This is a genomic window from Micromonospora acroterricola (assembly GCF_003172955.1).
In the GTDB taxonomy this organism is placed as follows: domain Bacteria; phylum Actinomycetota; class Actinomycetes; order Mycobacteriales; family Micromonosporaceae; genus Micromonospora; species Micromonospora acroterricola.
This window is the reverse complement of record NZ_QGKR01000083.1, coordinates 1-19,808: the sequence shown is the minus strand read 5'-3', so window position 1 is coordinate 19,808 and position 19,808 is coordinate 1. Positions and strand designations below refer to the sequence as shown.

The 19,808-nt window shown below is 73.8% G+C and carries 19 protein-coding genes; 12 read left to right on the top strand and 7 right to left on the bottom strand.

The genetic code is table 11. From position 1 onward, the window contains the following. The 4 genes from DKT68_RS01555 to DKT68_RS01540 all read left to right on the top strand — a co-directional run. On the top strand, positions 1-255 hold a 255-nt coding region (locus DKT68_RS01555; RefSeq protein ID WP_146218260.1), incomplete at its 5' end, for a hypothetical protein. Then, positions 252-659 (top strand): roadblock/LC7 domain-containing protein, encoded by a 408-nt coding sequence (locus DKT68_RS01550; protein ID WP_007465177.1) that lies wholly within the window; start codon positions 252-254, stop codon positions 657-659. The genes DKT68_RS01555 and DKT68_RS01550, both read left to right, overlap by 4 nt. 89 nt (positions 660-748) lie before the next feature. Beyond that, positions 749-1,114 carry a DUF742 domain-containing protein gene (locus DKT68_RS01545; protein ID WP_109815648.1) on the top strand — a complete coding sequence of 122 codons (366 nt, stop codon included), beginning with the start codon at positions 749-751 and terminating at the stop codon, positions 1,112-1,114. Continuing rightward, on the top strand, positions 1,095-1,718 hold the full coding sequence (locus tag DKT68_RS01540; RefSeq protein WP_109815647.1) for a GTP-binding protein: 624 nt from the start codon (positions 1,095-1,097) through the stop codon (positions 1,716-1,718). The genes DKT68_RS01545 and DKT68_RS01540 overlap by 20 nt, the downstream gene beginning before the upstream one ends. A gap of 41 nt (positions 1,719-1,759) precedes the next feature. Here DKT68_RS01540 and DKT68_RS01535 read toward each other — a convergent pair whose 3' ends face one another. From DKT68_RS01535 to DKT68_RS01515, 5 genes are read right to left on the bottom strand one after another with little or no spacing between them, the layout of a single operon-like run. Further along, positions 1,760-2,848, bottom strand: coding sequence for a uroporphyrinogen-III synthase (locus DKT68_RS01535; RefSeq protein ID WP_109815646.1), 1,089 nt, complete (start codon positions 2,846-2,848; stop codon positions 1,760-1,762). After that, the gene (gene nirD / locus DKT68_RS01530) at positions 2,848-3,189 is read right to left on the bottom strand and encodes a nitrite reductase small subunit NirD (protein WP_109815645.1); all 342 of its coding nucleotides are present in this window, start codon (positions 3,187-3,189) and stop codon (positions 2,848-2,850) included. The genes DKT68_RS01535 and nirD overlap by 1 nt, the downstream gene beginning before the upstream one ends. Continuing rightward, on the bottom strand, positions 3,186-5,747 hold the full coding sequence (gene nirB, locus DKT68_RS01525) for a nitrite reductase large subunit NirB (protein ID WP_109815644.1): 2,562 nt from the start codon (positions 5,745-5,747) through the stop codon (positions 3,186-3,188). Before nirB ends, nirD begins: the two co-directional genes overlap by 4 nt. Next, a complete protein-coding gene (locus tag DKT68_RS01520) occupies positions 5,744-7,183 on the bottom strand; it encodes an FAD-dependent oxidoreductase (RefSeq protein ID WP_109815643.1) in 1,440 nt (479 codons plus the stop codon). The genes nirB and DKT68_RS01520 overlap by 4 nt, the downstream gene beginning before the upstream one ends. Beyond that, positions 7,180-9,237 (bottom strand): molybdopterin oxidoreductase family protein, encoded by a 2,058-nt coding sequence (locus DKT68_RS01515; RefSeq protein WP_236646669.1) that lies wholly within the window; start codon positions 9,235-9,237, stop codon positions 7,180-7,182. The genes DKT68_RS01520 and DKT68_RS01515 overlap by 4 nt, the downstream gene beginning before the upstream one ends. A 249-nt stretch (positions 9,238-9,486) precedes the next feature. Here DKT68_RS01515 and DKT68_RS01510 point away from each other — a divergent pair, with 249 nt between their 5' ends. The 7 genes from DKT68_RS01510 to glmM all read left to right on the top strand — a co-directional run bounded on the left by DKT68_RS01510 (position 9,487) and on the right by glmM (position 14,985). Then, a complete protein-coding gene (locus tag DKT68_RS01510; protein ID WP_109815641.1) occupies positions 9,487-10,179 on the top strand; it encodes a methyltransferase domain-containing protein in 693 nt (230 codons plus the stop codon). Between the two features lie 97 nt (positions 10,180-10,276). After that, positions 10,277-10,534 (top strand): DUF6364 family protein, encoded by a 258-nt coding sequence (locus DKT68_RS01505; protein ID WP_201748853.1) that lies wholly within the window; start codon positions 10,277-10,279, stop codon positions 10,532-10,534. Next, positions 10,473-10,817 carry a hypothetical protein gene (locus tag DKT68_RS01500; RefSeq protein WP_201748852.1) on the top strand — a complete coding sequence of 115 codons (345 nt, stop codon included), beginning with the start codon at positions 10,473-10,475 and terminating at the stop codon, positions 10,815-10,817. Before DKT68_RS01505 ends, DKT68_RS01500 begins: the two co-directional genes overlap by 62 nt. 163 nt (positions 10,818-10,980) lie before the next feature. Further along, positions 10,981-12,363, top strand: coding sequence for an MFS transporter (locus DKT68_RS01495; protein WP_109815638.1), 1,383 nt, complete (start codon positions 10,981-10,983; stop codon positions 12,361-12,363). Between the two features lie 209 nt (positions 12,364-12,572). Further along, entirely contained in the window at positions 12,573-13,016 is a 444-nt protein-coding gene (gene rplM / locus DKT68_RS01490; protein WP_109815637.1) for a 50S ribosomal protein L13, read from the top strand. A 20-nt stretch (positions 13,017-13,036) separates the two neighbouring features. Further along, a complete protein-coding gene (rpsI, locus tag DKT68_RS01485; RefSeq protein WP_074314527.1) occupies positions 13,037-13,510 on the top strand; it encodes a 30S ribosomal protein S9 in 474 nt (157 codons plus the stop codon). Positions 13,511-13,626: 116 nt separating this feature from the next. Next, complete coding sequence (glmM, locus tag DKT68_RS01480) at positions 13,627-14,985, top strand: phosphoglucosamine mutase (RefSeq protein ID WP_109815636.1); 1,359 nt, start codon at positions 13,627-13,629, stop codon at positions 14,983-14,985. Between the two features lie 110 nt (positions 14,986-15,095). Here glmM and DKT68_RS01475 read toward each other — a convergent pair whose 3' ends face one another. Beyond that, positions 15,096-16,289: a pyridoxal phosphate-dependent aminotransferase gene (locus DKT68_RS01475; protein ID WP_109815635.1), complete on the bottom strand. Its 1,194-nt coding sequence runs from the start codon at positions 16,287-16,289 to the stop codon at positions 15,096-15,098. A gap of 238 nt (positions 16,290-16,527) precedes the next feature. On the opposite strand from DKT68_RS01475, the gene glmS reads away from it, so the two are divergent. Next, complete coding sequence (gene glmS, locus DKT68_RS01470; protein ID WP_109815634.1) at positions 16,528-18,441, top strand: glutamine--fructose-6-phosphate transaminase (isomerizing); 1,914 nt, start codon at positions 16,528-16,530, stop codon at positions 18,439-18,441. An 89-nt stretch (positions 18,442-18,530) separates the two neighbouring features. On the opposite strand, the gene DKT68_RS01465 is transcribed toward glmS, so the two are convergent. After that, a partial coding sequence (locus DKT68_RS01465) for an alpha/beta hydrolase (protein ID WP_109815633.1) occupies positions 18,531-19,808 on the bottom strand: 1,278 nt, incomplete at its 5' end.

Sequence of the window (19,808 nt, the reverse complement as noted above, 5' to 3'; positions counted from 1 at the left end):
GCGGACGAGGGTTGGTCCCGGGCCAGCCGGGCCGCCGAGCCGGCCGCGGCCGGCACCACCCGCTCGGGGCTTCCCAAGCGGGTGCCGCAGGCGCAGCTCGTGCCGGGCGGCATCGAACCGAAGGGCGGCCGGGACCGCAGCCGGCGGACCCCCGATGAAGTACGCGGCCTGTTGTCGGCCTACCACCGTGGCGTGCAGCGCGGCCGGACAGCCGGAACGGACCTGAACAGCACCTCGACCAAGGAGAGCCGATGAACAGGCCAGCTGCCATGCAGGACATGGGTTGGCTGCTCACCAACTTCGCCGACAGCGTGGCGGGTATCGCCCACGTGGTGGCGGTGTCCGCCGACGGGCTGCTGCTCGCGTCCTCCCGGGACCTCCCGGGGGACCGGGCGGACCAGCTCGCCGCGATCACGTCCGGCGTGGTGAGCCTGACCGAAGGCGCGGCCCGGATGTTCAGCGCGGGCGGGGTGTTGCAGACCGTCATCGAGATGGACAGCGGATACCTCTTCCTCATGTCGATCAGCGACGGCTCGTCGATGGCCGTGCTGGCCGCCCGCAGCTGCGACGTGGGCCAGGTGGGTTACGAGATGGCCCTGCTGGTTGAGCGGGTGGGCGCGGCGCTGGTGCCGCTGCCGCGTGACGCGGTGCGCTCGTAGCAACGGACGACGGCGCGCGGACCGCGCGCCGGACCAGGGATGGGAGGCGGTGTGGACCGGCTCCGCGGGGGACGAGGAGGTGATCGGGGATGGACCAACGACGCGCTGACCCGCGCGGCGCTCTGGTGCGTCCCTACGCGGTCACCCGTGGTCGAACCGAGCCCCAGCAGGACATCGCCCTCGAGGCGGTCCTCACGGCCTCTCCCACCCAGGTCGCCGAGTCCCGCTTCGCGGGGCACGACAAGCACCGCATCGCCACGGTCTGTGAAGGCCGGGCACAGTCGCTGGCGGAGATCGCCGCGTACACCCGGATGCCGCTGGGCGTCGCCCGGGTGCTGGTCGCCGACATGGTGGCCGAGAGCCTGCTGACGTTACACACTGCTGCTCCCGCCGAGGGATTCGAGGAGCGGATGGAACTGCTTGGAAGGGTGCTAAGTGGACTTCGCAGGCTATGACCCCGCCGGGGGGCGGCAGAGCCGGGGAATCGTCTCCGCGAAGATCGTCGTCGCGGGCGGCTTCGGCGTCGGCAAGACGACGCTGGTCGGGTCGATCTCCGAGATCACACCGCTGACCACGGAGGCGGTGATGACCGCGGCCGGTGTCGGCATCGACGACCCGTCCAAGGTGCCGGGCAAGGAGACCACCACGGTCGCCATGGACTTCGGCCGTATCACCATGGCCCAGGACCTGATCCTGTACCTCTTCGGCACACCCGGCCAGACCCGGTTCTGGTTCATGTGGGACGAGATCATCCGGGGAGCGGTGGGCGCCGCCGTGCTGGTGGACACCCGCCGGATCACCGACGCCTTCGCCCCGCTGGACTACTTCGAGAACCGCAACCTGCCGTACGTGGTGGCGCTGAACCGGTTCGACGGCGCTCCCCAGTACGAGCTGGAGGAGATCCGTGAGGCGCTGGCCATCTCGCCGCAGGTGCCGCTGGTGATGACCGACGCCCGGCACCGGGACTCGGTCAAGCAGGTGCTGGTGACGGTGGTCGAGCACGCCATGCTCCGGCTCCAGGCCGAGCACGGCCGGGGCTTCCCCACGCCGGTCGGCTGATCCGGGTGGCCGGCCGGGACGCACCGGCCGGCCACGACGCGTCAGTCGACCCGGAGCCGGTAGCCCCGTTTGACCACGGTCTGCACCACGCGGGGCGCGCGCAGGCCGGCCCGGAGCCGGGCGACCGCCATCTCCACCGCGTGCTCGTCCGCGCCCCGCGGCAGGGTCCGCAGCAGCGCCGTGCGGGACAGCACCCGGCCGGGCGACTGGGCCAGGGCCCGCAGCACCGCCATCGGGGCGGGGGCGAGCGGGCGCAGCTCGCCGTCGATCACCGCGGCGTGCCCGCGCAGGGTGAGCAGGTGCCCGCCGGCCTTGAGCGTCGTCGTCCGGCGGGGCAGCTCGTCGACGATCGTCCGCACCAGCGCGCCCAGCCGGGCCCGACCCGGCGCGCTGACCGGCACCCCACGCCGTAGCAGCGGCTCGGCGGTCACCGCGCCGACGCAGCTGGCCAGCACGTCGCCCCGGAACGCGGACAGCACGGCCTCGGTACGGTCACCGGCCGCCCGCAGCAGCGCCTCGGCCGCCGGCGCCGAGGTGAACGTCACCGCGTCCACCAGCCGGCCGGCGATCAGGTCGACCAGTCGGTGCAGCGGGGCGGGGTCGGTCGGCGGCGCCCAGCGGTAGACCGGCACCTCGATCACCGTGGCGCCGGCCGCCTCCAGCGCGAGGGTGCACTCCGGCTGCCGCTCACCGTGCAGCTGCATGGCGATCACCTGCCCGGCCACGCCGCGCCGGCGCAGGTGGTCGACGACCTCGTCGCAGCTCTCCGAGGCCGGCGACCACTGGTCGTGCAGCCCGGCCGCGCGGATCGCGCCGCGCGCCTTCGGCCCCCGGGCCACCACGTACGACGCGGCCAGCGCCGAGCGCAGCGGCTCCGCCAGCCCCCAGCCCTCGGCCGCCTCCAGCCACCCGCGCATGCCGATGCCGGTGTTGGCCATCAGGATGTCCGGCGGCTGGTCCAGGCAGGCGCGGGTCGCCTCGCGCAGCTCGGTGTCGTCGGACAGCGGCACGATCCGCAGCGCCGGAGCGAGCACCACCCGGGCGCCCCGCCGCTCGAGCAGGGCGGCCAGCTCGTCGCGCCGCCGGTCGGCGGTCACCCCGATGGTGAAGCCGGCCAGTTCATCCCGCATCAGTCCTCCTGTCGCAGCCGCACCTCGACCAGCCCGTCCCGGCAGCGCACGGCGTGCCGGGCAACGGCCACCCCGGGCAGGTCGAGGCAGTGCCCGGTGCGCAGGTCGTACACCTGCTTGTGCAGCGGCGAGGCGACCGTCGGCACCTCGCCGCGGCTGCCCACGATGCCCCGGGACAGCACGTACGCGCCGCTGACCGGGTCCTGGTTGTCGATGGCGAACAGACCGTCCGCGGTCCGGAACAGCGCCACCTGCACGCCGTCGACGAGGGCGGCCACGCCCCGGTCGGGTTCCAGCCGGTCGAGCCGGCAGACCGGGGTCCAGGCCAGCGTGGCGTTCACCGCCGCACCTCCGGCAGGCCCAGCGTCACCGGTTGCCGCCGCCGACCGGCCTCGGCCGGCTCCCGTTCCCTGCCGCCCCGCTCGTCCCGGGCCGTGACCATGCCGCCGCGCGCCGGCACCGGCTGGCCCCGCTCCAGCGCGAAGGTGATCGACGGGTCGGGCACGTCCGGGGCGTTGACGAACGAGGTGAACCGGCGCAGCCGCTCCGGGTCGTTCAGCACGTCCCGCCACTCGTCGGAGTACGAGCCGACGTGGCGGGCCATCGCCGCGTCGAGGTCGGCGCAGAGCCCCAGCGAGTCGTCGACGATCACCGCGCGCAGGTGGTCGAGGCCGCCGTCCATCGCCTCGATCCAGGCGGCGGTGCGTTGCAGCCGGTCGGCCGTGCGGATGTAGTACATCAGGAACCTGTCGATCAGTGGAATCAGCGCTTCTGTGGACAGATCAGTGGCGAACAGGTCGGCGTGCCGGGGCCGGAACCCGCCGTTGCCGCCGACGTACAGGTTCCAGCCGGTCTCGGTGGCGATGACGCCGAAGTCCTTGCTGCGCGCCTCGGCGCACTCCCGGGCGCAGCCGGAGACCGCAGACTTGATCTTGTGTGGGGCACGCAACCCCCGGTAGCGCAGCTCCAGCGCGACGGCCAGGCCCACGGAGTCCTGCACCCCGTACCGGCACCAGGTCTCGCCGACGCAGGACTTCACCGTGCGCAGCGCCTTGCCGTACGCGTGGCCGGACTCGAAGCCGGCATCCACCAGCCGCCGCCAAATCTGCGGCAACTGCTCCACGCGGGCCCCGAAGAGGTCGATCCGCTGCCCTCCCGTGATCTTCGTGTAGAGCTGGAAGTCCCGGGCCACCTCGCCGATGACGATGAGCTTCTCCGGGGTGATCTCACCGCCGGGGATCCGGGGCACCACCGAGTAGCTGCCGTCGCGTTGCAGGTTCGCCAGGAAGTGGTCGTTCGTGTCCTGAAGGGACGCCCGCTCACCGTCGAGCACGTGCCCGGCGCCCAGCGAGGCGAGGATCGACGCCACCACCGGTTTGCAGATGTCGCAGCCGCGGCCCCGGCCGTGTTCGGCGACCAGCCGGGAGAAGGTGCGGATGCCGCGTACCCGGACGATGTCGAACAGCTCGCGCCGGCTGACGTCGAAGTGCTCGCAGAGCGCGGTGGACTGCGCCACCCCGGCCGCGTCCAGGAGCTGCTTCAGCATCGGCACGCAGGAACCGCAGCTGGTGCCGGCCCGGGTGCACGCCTTCAACGCCGGGACGTCCGCGCAGCCACCGGCGATGGCGGCGTCCACGTCGCCCCGGGTCACCGCGTTGCAGGAACAGACCTGGGCGCTGGCGGGCAGCGCGCCGGCGTCCGCGCCGCCGCCGTCCGGCGCGAGCAGCGCCAGCGGGGCGGCCGGCAGCGGGCCACCCACGCTGGCCCGCAGCGTCGGGTACGCGCTCGCGTCGCCGACGAGCACCCCGCCGAGCAGGGTGCTCGCGTCGTCGGAGAGAACCAGCTTGGCGTAGACCCGGGTGGCCGGGTCGGTGAACGTGACGTCCAGGCAGCCCGGGGTGACGCCGTGCGCGTCGCCGAACGAGGCCACGTCGACGCCGAGTAGCTTCAGCTTGGTGGCGGTGTCCGCGCCCGGGAACGTCGCCGCGCCGCCGACCAGCCGGTCCGCCACCACCTCGGCCGTCGCGTACCCCGGGGCGACCAGGCCGTGGCAGGTGCCGTCGACCGCCGCGCACTCGCCGACCGCCCAGATCCGCTCGTCGGCACTGCGGCAGGTCGCGTCGACCAGCACCCCGCCGCGCGGCCCCAGCGGCAGGCCGGCGGCCCGGGCCAGCTCGTCCCGGGGCCGGATGCCGGCGGCCACCACTACCAGCTCGGCGTCGACGGCGCCGCCGTCGGAGAGTTCCAGGGCGGCGACCGCGCCGTCCGGGCCGGGTCGGATCGCGGTGGTGGCCACCCCGAGGTGGGTCCGCACGCCCAACTCCTCGACGTAGCGGCGGAGCATCGCCCCGCCGGCCGGGTCCACCTGCACCGGCATCAGCCGGGGCGCGAACTCGACCACGTCGGTGCTCAGGCCGAGCAGCCGCAGCGCGTTCGCCGCCTCCAGCCCGAGCAGCCCGCCGCCGATCACCGCACCAACCCGCCGGCCCCGCGCGTACTCCCGGATCGCCGCCAGATCGTCGAGCGTGCGGTAGACGAAGACCCCGGGCAGGTCCGCCCCGGGCACCGGCGGCACGAACGGGTACGACCCGGTCGCCAGCACCAACGCGTCGTACCGGTGCTCGGCGGTGGCCGTGCTGACCACCCGCCGGTCGCGGTCGATCGCGGTGGCCGGCTCGCCCAGGCGCAGCCGCACCCCGTCGTGCGGGGTGTGCAGGTTCAGCGCGTCCGCGTCCACGCCGTCGAAGAACGCCGAGAGGCGCACCCTGTCGTACGCCGGGCGGCCCTCCTCGGCGAGGACCGTCACCCGCCACCGCCCGTGCGGGTCGCGGGCCCGCAGCGCGTCCACGAAGCGCTGCCCGACCATGCCGTTGCCGATGACGACCAGGTCGCCGTTCATCGCGTCACCTCCACCGAATCTGCGTGGGAGAGCCAGTCGACGATCCCCGCGACGGCGTCCCGGCAGCCGCCGCAGCCGGTGCCGGCCCGGGTGGCCGCCAGGACGGCGTCGACACTCCGGGCGCCGGCGCGCCAGCAGTTCACCAACGCGCCCTTGGTCACGGTGTTGCACTGGCAGACCGTGGCCGCGTCCGGCATCAGCGCGGGGGACGCGGCCGGCGCCGCGGCGGCGGCGCCCGATGCCCGGCCCAGCAGCAGTGACCGCCGGTCGGCCGGGACCGGCTGGTTCCGGTCGAAGAGCTGGATCACCGTGCCGACCGTCGGGTTGTCGCCGAGCAGGATCGCGCCGGTCAGCCGCTCGTCGCGGATGCGCAGCCGGGCGTAGGTGCCGCGCGCCGGGTCGGCGAACGTCAGCTCCTCGCCCGGCCCGCCGTCGGTGGCGTCGCCCATCGCGGCCAGGTCGATCCCGGCCGCCTTGAGCCGGGTCACCGCCGGCCGGGGACGGTACCGGGCCAGCGGGTCCGCTCCGCTGAGCACCTGGGCCAGCACCCGTGCCTGGGCCCAGGCCGGCGCGACCAGCCCGGTGAGGAGACCGTCGTGTTCGGCGCAGTCACCGATCGCCGAGATCCGCCGGTCGTTGGTGCGCAGCCGGTCGTCCACGACGATTCCACGGCGCACGGCCAGGCCGGCTTCGGCGGCGAGCGCGGTGTCGGGGCGTACTCCGCAGGAGAGCACCAGCAGGTCGGCGTGGAGCGAGCGGCCGTCGGCCAGGTCGAGGCGGACGCCGGCGGCGTCCGCGGCCACGCCGGTCGCCGGCACGGCCAGCTGGACGCTGACGCCGAGACCGGCGAGCGTGCCGGCGAGCACCGCGCCGGCCGCCGGGTCGAGCTGCCGTTCCATCAGATGCCCGGTGGGGTGGACCACCGTGGTCGCCAGCCCCCGGGTGGCCAGGCCACGGGCGGCCTCCAGGCCGAGCAGTCCGCCGCCGAGCACCAGCGCGCTGCGCGCGCCGTCGGCCACCGCGAGGATCCGCCGGCAGTCGTCCAGGGTTCGGAACGGCACCACGCGGCGTGGCAGCTCTGCGGAGCCCAGGCCGGGCAGCGGCGGCACCACGGCCCGGCTGCCGGTGGCCAGCACCAGGTGGTCGTAGCCGATCCGGTCGCCGTCGGCGGTCCGGACCGCCCGGCCGACCCGGTCGATGCCGGTGACCGGCACGCCGGTACGCAGGTCGGTGCCGTGCCCGGCGGCCTCGGCCAGTTCCACGTCCGGCTCGCCCACCCGGCCGGCCAGCAGGGTGGAGAGCATGATCCTGTTGTACGCCCGGTACGGTTCCGCCCCGAGCACGGCGACCTTCCGGTCACCCCCGTGGGCGTGCAGCTCGGCGGCGAGCCGTGCGCCCGCCATCCCGTTACCGATGATCACCACGCGTTCGGTCATGCCTTCTCCACCCGTACGGCGCAGATCTTGAACTCCGGCATCCCGGAGATCGGGTCCACGGCGTCGTTGGTGACCGAGTTGGCCCGGGCGGGTCCCGCCCAGTGGAACGGCGCGAAGACCGTGTCCGGCCGGATGGTCGGGCTGAGCCGGGCCGGCGCCCGCATGTCACCCCGCCGGGAGGTGACCCGTACCGGGTCGCCGTCGTCGATGCCGAGCCGGGCGGCCAGGTCGGGGTGCAGCTCGACGAAGGCGTCCGGGGCGGCGCGGCGCAGGGCGTCCACCCGGCGGGTCTGCGTGCCGGACTGGTACTGGGCGAGCACGCGGCCGGTGGTGAAGTGCAGCGGGTAGTCGGCGCAGACCGGCTCGGCGGCGGGGCGGTGGTCCACCGGATGGAACCGGGCCCGCCCGTCCGGGGTGGCGAACCGCTCGGTGAAGAGCCGCGGGGTGTCCGGCCCGTCCTCGGTGGGGCAGGGCCAGAAGACGCCGTCGGCGGTGTCGATGCGGGACCAGCTGATCCCGGCGTAGTCCGCCGGCCCGCCGGCGGAGGCCCGCCGCAGCTCCGCGAAGACGGTGGCCGGGTCGGTCGGGAACCGGGCCGCCGCGGTGGCTGCCGGCCGGGCGGCGCCGGCCGGCTCGGCGGCGGCCAACCGGGTCGCCAGGTCGGCGAGGATGGCCAGGTCGGTACGGACGCCCGGCGGGGGAGGGCGGAGCGCCCGCCGGCGCAGCACCCGGCCCTCCAGGTTGGTCATCGTGCCGTCCTCCTCGGCCCACTGCGCGGTGGGCAGCACCACGTCGGCCAGCGCGGCCGTCTCGGAGAGCAGCAGGTCGGCCACGACCAGCAGGTCGAGCCCGCGCAGCCGACGCTCAACGTGGCTCGCCCGGGGTGCGGACACCACCGGGTTGGAACCGAACACCAGCAGCGCCCGTGGCCCGCCCGGAGTGCCGAGCGAGTCGAGCAACTCGGTCGCCGGCACGCCCGGACCGGGCAGTTCGTCGGCCGGTACGCCCCAGACCCCGGCGACGTGCTCCCGCGCGGCGGGATCGTCGATGCGCCGATATCCGGGCAGCTGATCGGCCTTCTGCCCGTGCTCCCGTCCGCCCTGGCCGTTGCCCTGGCCGGTCAGGCAGCCGTACCCGGAGCCGGGGCGGCCGGGCAGGCCCAGGGCGAGGGCCAGGTTGACGTACGCCGTGACGGTGTCCACGCCCTTGGCGTGCTGCTCGGCGCCGCGCGCGGTGAGGATGATCGCCCGCCCGGCGGTGCCCAGGGCCCGGGCGGTCGCCTCCAGGTCCGCCACCGGCACGCCGGAGAGCTGTTCGGCGCGGGCCGGCCACCAGGCCGCCACGCTGCGCCGCACCACCGGGAAGCCGGTGGTCCGCTCCGCCACGTACGCCTGGTCGATCCAGCCCTCGGTGAGCGCGATGTGCAGCAGCGCGTTGGCCACCGCGAGGTCGGTGCCGGGCAGTGGTTGCAGGTGCAGGTCGGCCTGGCGGGCGGTGGCGGTGGCCCGGGGGTCGACCACGATCAGCCGGCCGCCGTTGCGGCGCTGCTCGTTCAGCCAGCGGACCATCGGCGGCATGGTCTCCGCCGGATTGGCGCCGACCAGCAGCAACGTGTCGGCCCGGGCCAGGTCGGCCAGGGGGAACGGCAGTCCGCGGTCGACGCCGAAGGCGCGCAGCCCGGCGGCCGCGGCGGAGGACATGCAGAACCGTCCGTTGTAGTCGATGTGCCGGGTGCGCAGCGCGACCCGGGCGAACTTCCCCAGCGCGTACGCCTTCTCGTTGGTCAACCCGCCGCCGCCGAACACGGCGACCGCGTCCCGACCGGCCTCGCGTTGGATGGCACGGATGCCGGTGGCGATCCGGTCGAGCGCGGCGGCCCAGGTCGCCGGGCGCAGCTCCCCGGTCTCCGGGTCGCGCAGCAGCGGGGTGGTCAGCCGCTCCGGGTGGTCGAGCAGTTCGGCCGCGGTCCAGCCCTTCTGGCAGAGCCCGCCCCGGTTGGTGGGGAACTGGCGGGGGAGCACCGTCACCGCACCGGCGTCCTCGCGCAGCACCATCCCGCACTGGAGCGCGCAGTACGGGCAGTGCGTCGCGACCTCGCGGGGCGAACGCCCCGGTCCAGTCGCCGACCGTGCACCGTCTGTCATGTCGGGAAAGCGTGCCGTCGAGCGGTTTCCGGTCCGGGTCCCTTCTGTTTCGGTCCTGTCAAGTGGACCTCACACCGCACCGGGGCAGCGGGCACGATCGTGGGGCGGTGCTCCCGGTCTAGAGTATGGGAAATGTGTCTCGATAATTGGGAGTGCGCGATGAGTGTGGCGGACGCCTTCGACGCGGTTGCCGGCAGCTACGACGAGGCCCGCAGGCGGCTGGTGCCCTGCTTCGACGCCTTCTACGGCACCGCCGTCCAGGTGGCCGCGCCACCACTGCGTGCCGCGCTCGCCGCCGGGCGCACCCCGGAGGTCCTGGATCTGGGGGCCGGCACCGGTCTGCTCTCGCTGCTGCTCGCCGCCGCCGTGCCGGGGGTTCGGCTGACCCTTGTGGACGCCGCGCCGACGATGCTCGCCCGCGCCGCCGACCAGCTCACCGCCCGGTCCGTGCCGCACCGGACGGTCCGGGCCGATCTCGCGGACCCGCTGCCGGCCGGCCGGTACGACGCGGTGGTCAGCGCGCTGGCGATCCACCACCTGGACGACGCCGGCAAGCGGGCCCTCTACCGGCGGGCGGCCGCCGCGCTGGCGCCCGGCGGGGTGTTCGTCAACGCCGAGCAGGTCGCCGGCCCGACGCCGGCCCTGGACCGACGCTACGACGAGGTGTGGACGGCCCGGATCACCGAGCTGGGCTCGGATCCGGCGGAGATCGCCGCCGCCCGGGAGAGGATGCGGCACGACCGGCCGGCGAGCGTCGCCGACCAGTGCCGGTGGCTCACCGAGGCCGGCCTCGTCGACGTCGACTGCTTCTTCAAGGAGTGGCGGTTCGCGGTGTTCGGCGGCCGTGCCTGAATGCCGGGAACGTCACCGGAGTACCTTTTGACGCCTGTGGTGGGTGGACCGCACTCGGGGATGACTGACGGTCATACCGATGGGTAGTGTCCTCGACATGACTGCCAAGGTGACCCTGTCGTTCACAGACGAGACGATCGAGGAGGCCAGGCGGTTCGCCAAGCGCGAGGGGCTGTCGCTCTCCGCGTGGATGGACCGGGCCGCCCGGGAGAAGGCGCTGCGCGAGGTGTTCACCGCACACGCCGCCGCCGTGGGCCGCGCCGGCCTGGACCTGGAGTCCGCCGCCCTCGCCGATGCCCGCGAGGTGGGCATGGTCGACGACCTGCTCTTCCGCGGCCGGCCGCGTGCTTCGTAGGGGTGAGATCTGGCGCATCGAGGGCGCTCGGGAACGCCTCGGACTCGTGATCAGCTCGGACGTCTACAACTCCACCGACGTGCCCATCGTGATCGTGGTGGAGGTGGTCGAGGAGTCGCTGCTGCGCGACTCCCCGCTCGCGGTGACGATGGGCCGGTACGTGGTGATGCCCGACCGGCTCTCCTCGCCGATGAAGAAGTGGTTCACCGACTGCGTGGATGTCGCCGACACCGACACCATGCTCCGCGTCGGCCGCGCCCTGCGGATCCTCCAGCAGCTCTGAGCGCCGCCGCTCCCCGTCCACCGGTTGGGCGACCACGCGCGGCTCACCACCGCCGCCGGCCCGCCGTGCGGCCCCCGTTTCCGCGCCGACCCGCAACGGGCACTGCCCGGTAACCCGGTGTTCCTAGCGTTCCCCCTGGTCACATCGACGAGGAGGAGCCACCGTGAGCACCCTCACCAGCACCGCGGTCACCGCCGCGCCCCCGGCCGCCACCGGCCGCGGGCGCGAGCTCGACGACTGGCGCCCCGAAGACCCCGACTTCTGGCGGACGACGGGCGCGCCGATCGCCCGGCGCAACCTCTGGGTCTCGATCTTCGCCGAGCACGTCGGCTTCTCGGTGTGGAGCCTCTGGTCGGTGACCGTGCTCTTCCTCGGCCCCGAGTACGGCATCGACCCGGCCGGCAAGTTCCTGCTCACCGCCGTGCCGGCCGCGCTGGGCGCCGTGCTGCGACTGCCGTACACCCTGGCCGTGGCCCGTTTCGGTGGCCGGCGGTGGACCATCGTCAGCGCGCTGTTGCTGCTGGTGCCCACGGTGCCGATGGCGGTGCTGCTGGAACCGGGCGTGTCGTACCCGACCCTGATGGTGCTCGCCTGCCTGACCGGGGTCGGTGGGGGCAACTTCGCCTCCTCGATGGCGAACATCAACCTGTTCTATCCCCAGCGGCTGAAGGGCCGGGCGCTCGGGCTCAACGCCGGTGGCGGCAACCTGGGCGTACCCGCGGTGCAGCTGGTGGGGTTGGCGGTGCTGGCCACCGCCGGTGCCGCGTACCCCCGGCTGGTGCCGGCGGTCTACCTGCCGCTGATCGTGCTGGCCGCGCTGGCGGCGGCCCGCTGGCTGGACACCGTTCCCGGCGCCCGCAACGAGCCCGGCGCGCTGCGCGAGGCGGCTCGCGACCCGCACACGTGGATCATGGCGTTGCTCTACATCGGCACCTTCGGGTCGTTCATCGGGTTCGGCTTCGCCTTCGGCCAGGTGCTCCAGCTCCAGTTCGCCGAACGCTTCCCCACGCCGGTCGACGCCGCCTGGCTCACGTTCCTCGGCCCGCTGGTCGGCTCACTGATCAGGCCGCTGGGCGGGCATCTCGCCGACCGACTGGGCGGGGCGCGGGTGACCTTCTGGAACTTCGTGGCGATGGCGGCCGGCGCGGGAACCGTCCTCCACGCGGCCCGGGAGCACTCGTTCGGGCTCTACCTGGCCGGGTTCCTCGCACTGTTCGTCTTCTCCGGCGTCGGCAACGGCTCCACGTACAAGATGATCCCGGCGATCTTCCGGGCCCGGGCGGCGGGCGCCGTGGCCGACGGCCAGCGCGACGCGGCGGACGCCGCGCGGTGGGCGCGGCGGATGACCGGCGCGCTCATCGGTATCGCGGGGGCGGTGGGCGCCTCCGGCGGAGTGCTGGTCAACGTGGCGTTCCGCCAGTCGTTCCTCACCTCCGGCACCGCCGACGCCGCCTATCTCGCGTTCATCGGGTGGTACGCCCTCTGTTTCGCGGTGACCTGGTTCGTCTACCGCCGGCCGGGGCCGGCTCGTCTGGTCGGCGTGTGAGCTGTGCCATGATGGGGGTGCGGGCGCACGCGGCCGTACCCCCGTTTTGACCTGCCGATGGGGCGCCGGGTATCGTTGCCTGCTGTTGTACGACATCCAGAGGCGTGCCCTATCAGGTACGCTTGGTCGTTCGTGCGCGCTGGTCCGGCCTGCAAGATCTGGTCACCTCGGCGCGCGACCCCAGACCGACGACGAGACAAGGTAGACCTGTGCGTACGTACAGCCCGAAGCCGGGTGAGATCGAGCGTCAGTGGCACGTCATCGACGCCTCTGATGTCGTGCTGGGCCGCCTGGCCACCCACGCCGCCACGTTGCTGCGTGGTAAGCACAAGCCGACTTTCGCGCCGCACGTCGACACAGGCGACTTTGTCGTCATCGTGAACGCGGGCAAGGTTGCGCTGACCGGCAACAAGCGCCAGACCAAGGTTGCTTACCGCCACTCCGGTTACCCGGGTGGTCTGAAGCAGGTCGGCTACGACGAGCTGCTGACCAAGCGCCCCGAGCGGGCCATCGAGCTGGCCGTGAAGGGGATGCTCCCGCACAACAAGCTCGGCCGTCAGCTGATCAAGAAGCTGAAGGTCTACGCCGGTGCCGAGCACCCGCACGGCGCGCAGCAGCCGATGCCGTTCGAGATCAAGCAGATCGCGCAGTGAGCGCGGGCGAAGGAAGCAGCATGACCGACATCACCGAGACCGAGGTTGCCCCGGAAGCCCCCGAGGCCACCGAGGCGCCGGCGCCCGTCGCCCGCGCGCCTCGTGGTGACCGGCCGATCCAGACCGTGGGCCGCCGCAAGGAGGCCATCGTCCGGGTCCGTATCGTCCCGGGCACCGGCAAGATCACCTGCAACGGCCAGGACCTCGAGGCGTACTTCCCGAGCAAGGTGCACCAGCAGCTGATCAAGGACCCGCTGGTCACCGCCGAGAAGCCCGAGCAGTTCGACGTCATCGCCAACCTGCGTGGCGGCGGCACCACCGGGCAGGCCGGTGCGCTCCGGCTGGGCATCGCCCGCGCGCTGATCATCAACGATCCGGACGACCGGCCGGCCCTGAAGAAGGCCGGCTTCCTCACCCGGGACGCCCGGGTCAAGGAGAGCAAGAAGTACGGCCTCAAGAAGGCCCGTAAGGCTCCCCAGTACTCGAAGCGCTGATCTTCACCAGCGCGTTGTACTTCTGACGGACGGCCGGTCCGCCTCCCCTCGACCGGGGAGGTGGGCCGGCCGTTCCGCTTTCTCCTCATCGGCAGTGCTCATCGGAGGTTGCGGGTATGGGTCGGTTGTTCGGCACGGACGGCGTACGCGGGCGGGCGAACGTGGATCTCACCCCCGAGCTGGCGCTCGCGGTCGCGGTGGCCGCCGCGCACACCCTCGCCGAGACGGACCGCAGCCATCCGCCGCTCGCCGTGGTCGGCCGGGACACCCGGGCCAGCGGCGAGATGCTGGAGGCGGCCGTGGTGGCCGGGCTGACCAGCGCCGGCGCCAACGTCGTGCGGGTCGGCGTGCTGCCCACCCCGGCGGTGGCGTACCTCACCGCGGAGGCCAAGGCCGACCTCGGCGTGATGCTCTCCGCGTCACACAACCCGATGCCGGACAACGGCATCAAGCTCTTCGCCGCCGGCGGGCACAAGCTGCCCGACGAGATCGAGATGCAGATCGAGGCGGCTGTCGAGGCGAACGCCACCACCGCCTGGGACCGACCGGTCGGCGCCGGCGTCGGCCGGGTGCACGACCTGCTCGACGGCGCGGACCACTACGTCCAGCACCTGGTCGGCACCGTGCCGCACCGGCTCGACGGGATCAAGGTCGTGGTCGACTGCGCCAACGGCGCCGCCGCCGAGGTCGCCCCGGTCGCCTACCGGGAGGCCGGCGCCGAGGTCGTGGCGATCCACGCCGAGCCGGACGGGCTGAACATCAACGACGGCTGCGGCTCGAACCACATCGACGCGCTGCGTGAGGCCGTCGTCGAGCACGGCGCGCACCTGGGCATCGCCCACGACGGCGACGCCGACCGCTGTGTGGCGGTCACCGCCGACGGCGAGGAGGTCGACGGCGACCAGGTGATGGCGATCCTCGCGCTGGCCATGCGGGATGCCGGCACGCTCACCCAGGACACCCTCGTGGCCACCGTGATGAGCAACCTCGGGCTGCGGCTGGCCATGTCCGCGCAGGGCATCCGGCTGATCGAGACCAAGGTCGGCGACCGGTACGTGCTGGAGGAGCTGCGCGCCTCCGGGCTGGCGCTCGGCGGCGAGCAGAGCGGGCACATCGTCATGCCCGCCCACGCCACCACCGGCGACGGGGTGCTCACCGGCCTGCACCTGATGGCCCGGATGGCCGCCACCGGCCAGTCCCTGGCCGAGCTGGCCTCGGTGGTCACCAAGCTGCCCCAGGTGCTGATCAACGTGCCGGTCGGCGACCGTACCGTCGGCGCCGCGGCGCCGGCCGTCCGCGCCGAGGTCGAGCGGGCCGAGGCGGAGCTGGGCGAGACCGGCCGGGTGCTGCTGCGCCCGTCGGGCACCGAGCCGCTGGTCCGGGTGATGGTCGAGGCGGCCACCGAGCACACCGCCCGATCGGTCGCCGAGCGGATCGCCGAGCTGGTCCGCACCGCCAGCCCCGCCGGGGTGTAGGGCCTGCGGCATCCGGGCCGTCCGGTCGAATGCGGGTCCTGTGGAGCTGAGTCGTCCACGACATCAGCTCCACAGCGACCCGACGGCTGGCACGCCAGCCAACCGGGGCGTCAGGTCGTTGCGAGTCGACGGAGGCGGGTGACCGCCTCCGTCAGCACCTCCGGGCGCTTGCAGAAGGCGAACCGGACCAGCCGGCGGCCGGCCTCCCGGTCGTCGTAGAAGACCTGGGTCGGCACGGCCACCACTCCGCAGCGCTCCGGCAGCGCACGGCAGAACTCCACCCCGTCGCGGCCGCCCAGGGCGGTGATGTCGGCGGTGACGAAGTACGTCCCCTCCGGCGCCAGCACGTCGAACCCGGCGTCGGTGAGACCGCCGACGAGCTGGTCGCGGCGCTGCTGGAGCCCGTCCCGGAAACCGGTGTAGTAGTCGTCCGGCAGCGCCAGCGCCACCGCGACCGCTGGTTGCAGCGGGGCGGCGTTGACGAAGGTGAGGAACTGCTTCACCCGCAGCACCGCCGAGACCAGCGCCGCCGGACCGCTCGCCCAGCCGACCTTCCAGCCCGTGCAGGAGAACGTCTTGCCGGCCGACGAGATGCGCAGCGTCCGCTCCCGCATCCCGGGCAGGCTGGCCAGCGGCACGTGCGGGCTCGCCGCGTCAGTGAAGACGAGGTGCTCGTACACCTCGTCGGTGACCGCGTACGCGCCGTGCTCCTGGCACAGCTCGGCGACCAGCGCCAGCTCGGCCGGGGTGAAGACCTTGCCGGTGGGGTTGTGCGGCGAGTTGAGCAGCACCAGCCGGGTGCGTGGGCCGAACGCCGCCCGCAGCTCGGCCGGGTCGAAGGCGTACCGGCCGTCGGCGGCGGGGCGCAGGGTGACCGGCCGCCGGACCGCGCCGGCGAGGGCGATCGAGGCGGCGTACGAGTCGTAGTACGGCTCGAAGCAGACCACCTCGTCGCCCGGCTCGCAGAGGGCGAGGATGCTGGCCGCGACCGCCTCGGTGGCGCCCGCGGTGATCACGATCTCGCCGTCCGGGTCGTACGCCAGGTCGTGGAACCGCCGCTGGTGAGCCGCGACCGCCGTACGCAGGGCGGGGATCCCCGGGCCGGGCGGGTACTGGTTGTGCCCGCCGCGCAGCGCCTCGGCGGCGGCGGCCAGCATCTCCTGTGGGCCGTCGGTGTCCGGGAAGCCCTGCCCGAGGTTGACCGCCCCGGTCCGGAGGGCGAGGGCGGACATCTCGGCGAAGATGGTCGTGCCGAACGGCCGCATCCGGGCCACCAGCGGGTCGACATCGGTGCTCGTCGTCACGTGCGTCAGCCTACGGGCCGGCGCGCCGGACAGCCGGCGGAGGAGGGCTCCGCCGGCCGGTTGGGGCCCCGGATGGGCGGGTAGGCAGGGCGGCCGGGGGAACGCCCCGTGCTGCCGTACGCCTGGCCGGCGATCCGGCCCGGTCGGCGCACCACGTCCGACGTTCGCTCAAACTCAGTGATTGTTTAGCGGACTTTCGAGCAACCATCGTGAGCGAAACTGGGTTAGGCTGCGGGCCATGTGTGGAATCGTGGGTTACGCGGGCGCACGCCCCGCACTCGGCATCGTGCTCGACGGGCTGCGGCGGCTGGAGTACCGCGGCTACGACTCGGCGGGCGTCGCCATCGTCTGCGACGACCAGCTGCTGATCGAGAAGAAGGCCGGCAAGCTGGCCAACCTGGAGAAGGTGCTCTCCGAGCGGGCTGCCGACGACCCGGCCTCCTGCGCGGCCAGCCCGATCGGCATCGGTGACGGCACCACGGGCATCGGCCACACCCGCTGGGCCACCCACGGCGGCCCGACCGACCGCAACGCCCACCCGCACCTCGCCCCCGACGGCCGGGTAGCGGTGATCCACAACGGCATCATCGAGAACTTCGCGAAGCTCCGCGCCGAACTGGAGGCCGACGGCGTCCAGTTCACCAGCGACACCGACACCGAGTGCGCCGCCCACCTGCTCTCCGCCGCGCTGGCCGACCTGCGCGCCGCCGGCCAGCCGGACAGCCCGCAGCTGCTCGCCGCCGGCATGCGGGTCGTCTGCCAGCGACTGGAGGGCGCGTTCACGCTGCTCGCGGTGGACGCCGCGGTGCCCGGCGCGGTCGTCGGCGCCCGGCGCAACTCGCCGCTCGTGGTGGGTCGCGGCGACGGGGAGAACTACCTGGCCAGCGACGTGGCCGCGTTCATCGAGCACACCCGCGAAGCGGTGGAGCTGGGCCAGGACCAGATCGTCCTCATCACCGGCGACAGCATCGAGATCACCGACTTCGAGGGCCAGCCCGCCAGCGGCAAGGACTTCCACATCGACTGGGACTCGTCGGCCGCGGAGAAGGGCGGCTACGACTGGTTCATGCTCAAGGAGATCGAGGAGCAGCCGCAGGCCATCGCGGACACGCTGCTCGGCCGGCTCACCGAGACCGGTGAGATCGCCCTCGACGAGGTCCGCCTCAGCGACCAGGACCTGCGCGACGTCGACAAGATCTTCATCGTGGCCTGCGGCACGGCGTACCACGCCGGCATGGTCGCCAAGTACGCCATTGAGCACTGGACGCGGATCCCCTGCGAGGTGGAGCTGGCCAGCGAGTTCCGCTACCGAGACCCGGTGCTCGACCGGTCCACGCTCATCGTGGTGATCTCGCAGTCCGGCGAGACGATGGACACCCTGATGGCGCTGCGCCACGCCAAGGAGCAGAAGGCCCGGGTGCTGGCGATCTGCAACACCAACGGCTCGACCATTCCCCGTGAGTCCGACGCGGTGCTCTACACCCACGGCGGGCCGGAGATCGCCGTCGCGTCCACCAAGGCGTTCCTCACCCAGGTCGTCGCCTGCTACCTGATCGGCCTGCACCTCGCCCAGGTGCGCGGGATCAAGTTCGCCGACGAGGTGGGCGCGGTGGTCGCGCAGTTGCAGGAGATCCCGGGCAAGCTGCGCGAGCTGCTCGAGCGGATCGAGCCCGTGCGGGAGCTGGCCCGGGAGCTGAAGTCCGAGCCCACCGTGCTGTTCATCGGCCGGCACGTCGGCTACCCGGTGGCCCTCGAGGGCGCGCTGAAGCTCAAGGAGCTGGCGTACATGCACGCCGAGGGCTTCGCCGCCGGCGAGCTGAAGCACGGCCCGATCGCGCTGATCGACAAGGGCACCCCGGTGATCTGCGTGGTGCCCTCGCCGGTCGGCCGGGGCATGCTGCACGACAAGGTCGTCTCCAACATCCAGGAGGTGCGCGCGCGCGGCGCGCGGACCATCGTGATCGCGGAGGAGGGCGACGAGGCCGTCGTCCGGTACGCCGACCACCTGATCTACGTGCCGCGTACGCCGACCCTGCTCGCCCCGCTGGTCACCACGGTGCCTCTCCAGGTGCTCGCCGCCGAGATCGCCGCCGCCCGGGGACACGACGTGGACCAGCCCCGCAACCTGGCCAAGTCCGTCACCGTCGAGTAGCCGACCCCGACCACCGACCCGGGCCCCGGTCGCCGCACCACGCGGCGACCGGGGCCTTCGTCGCGCCCGACATGGCGCCGGCCGGCCGATCAGCGGCCCAGGACGATGCGGGCCATGCCGTCCAGCGCCGGGTTGCCCGGATCCCAGTAGCCGGCGTGACCGTGCCGCCCGCTGGGAAAGGTCCGCCCGCCGAAGCTCGCCCCGGCCGGGTCCCCGCCGAACCACAGCTCGTGCTCGCCGCGCTCGGTCAGGGTGAGCGCGGCGGCAAGCGGTGACGTGGTGAGCAGCACCTGCCGGGCCAGGTCGTCCGGCGGACGGGTCAGCCGGATGACGTCGTCCGGCGCGCTGCTCGCCCAGACCTGCCCGGGCGGCATCCCCAACTCGGCGGCCCGGGTGACGCCGACCCCCGGCGAGCCGACGAAGACCAGCGCGTCGGCGGCCAGCCCGTGGTCCCGGGCGGCCATGCCCACCACCAGCGACCCGTAGCTGTGCCCGAGCACGGTCTGCCGGGCCGGCGGCCCCTCGTGGCTGGCCCGCAGCCCCTCCTGGAACCGGTGCAACGCCGGGCCGGCGTCCCGCGCCTGGCCTGCCGTGGCGGCCTCGTGCAGGAAGTCCGGTGCGTCGTAGTCCAGCCAGAGCACCGCGGCGGTCTGCTCGCCCGGGTCGAGGGCGGCGCACCGGCCCAGCACGCGCGCCACCCGGGTCAGCTCGCCCGGCGCGTCGTCGAGGCCGGCGGTCATGCCCGGCACGTAGGTCATCACCCGGTCGGCCTGGTCCGGGTCGCCGAGCGAGACCACCACCCGCCCCTCGCCGGCCGTGTCCAGCCGCAGCAGGTATGCCCGTGGGGCCTGCGGCCCGGCCAGCCGGTCGGCGAGCGCGTCCAGACCGGCCAGGCGCGCCTCGACCCGACGCAGCCGCAGTGAGCCGACCGGCCCGGGCGGCACGCGGGACAACAGCCGCCGCCGCTCGGCGATCAGCTCCTCCCGACGGGCACCGAGCAGCAGCCGGTTGGCCTGGTCCCGGGCCGCGACCGGCACGCCGTCGAGCCGCCCGACCAGCGTCGGCTCGTGCCCCACCAACCAGCGCCGCTGCGCCGGGGCCAGCCCCGCCCACCACGCCCGGACCGTTGCCGGGTCGGCACCCGGCGCCGGCCGGCCGGGCGGCGGCGGTGCCTGCCAGCCGTCGACGGCGGCCGTGGCCAGCTCGTCCAGCCGGATGGTCGCGGCCCGGTCCGCCGCCCCGGCCAGCTCCAGCGCCACCCGTATCGCCGCCGCCACCCGGGCCGCCGCCGGCCCGTCCCGCTCACCGGGTGGCCGGGAGTGGGCCGGATCCGTGCCGACCCGCCCGTGCCGGTCGACCCCCAGCCC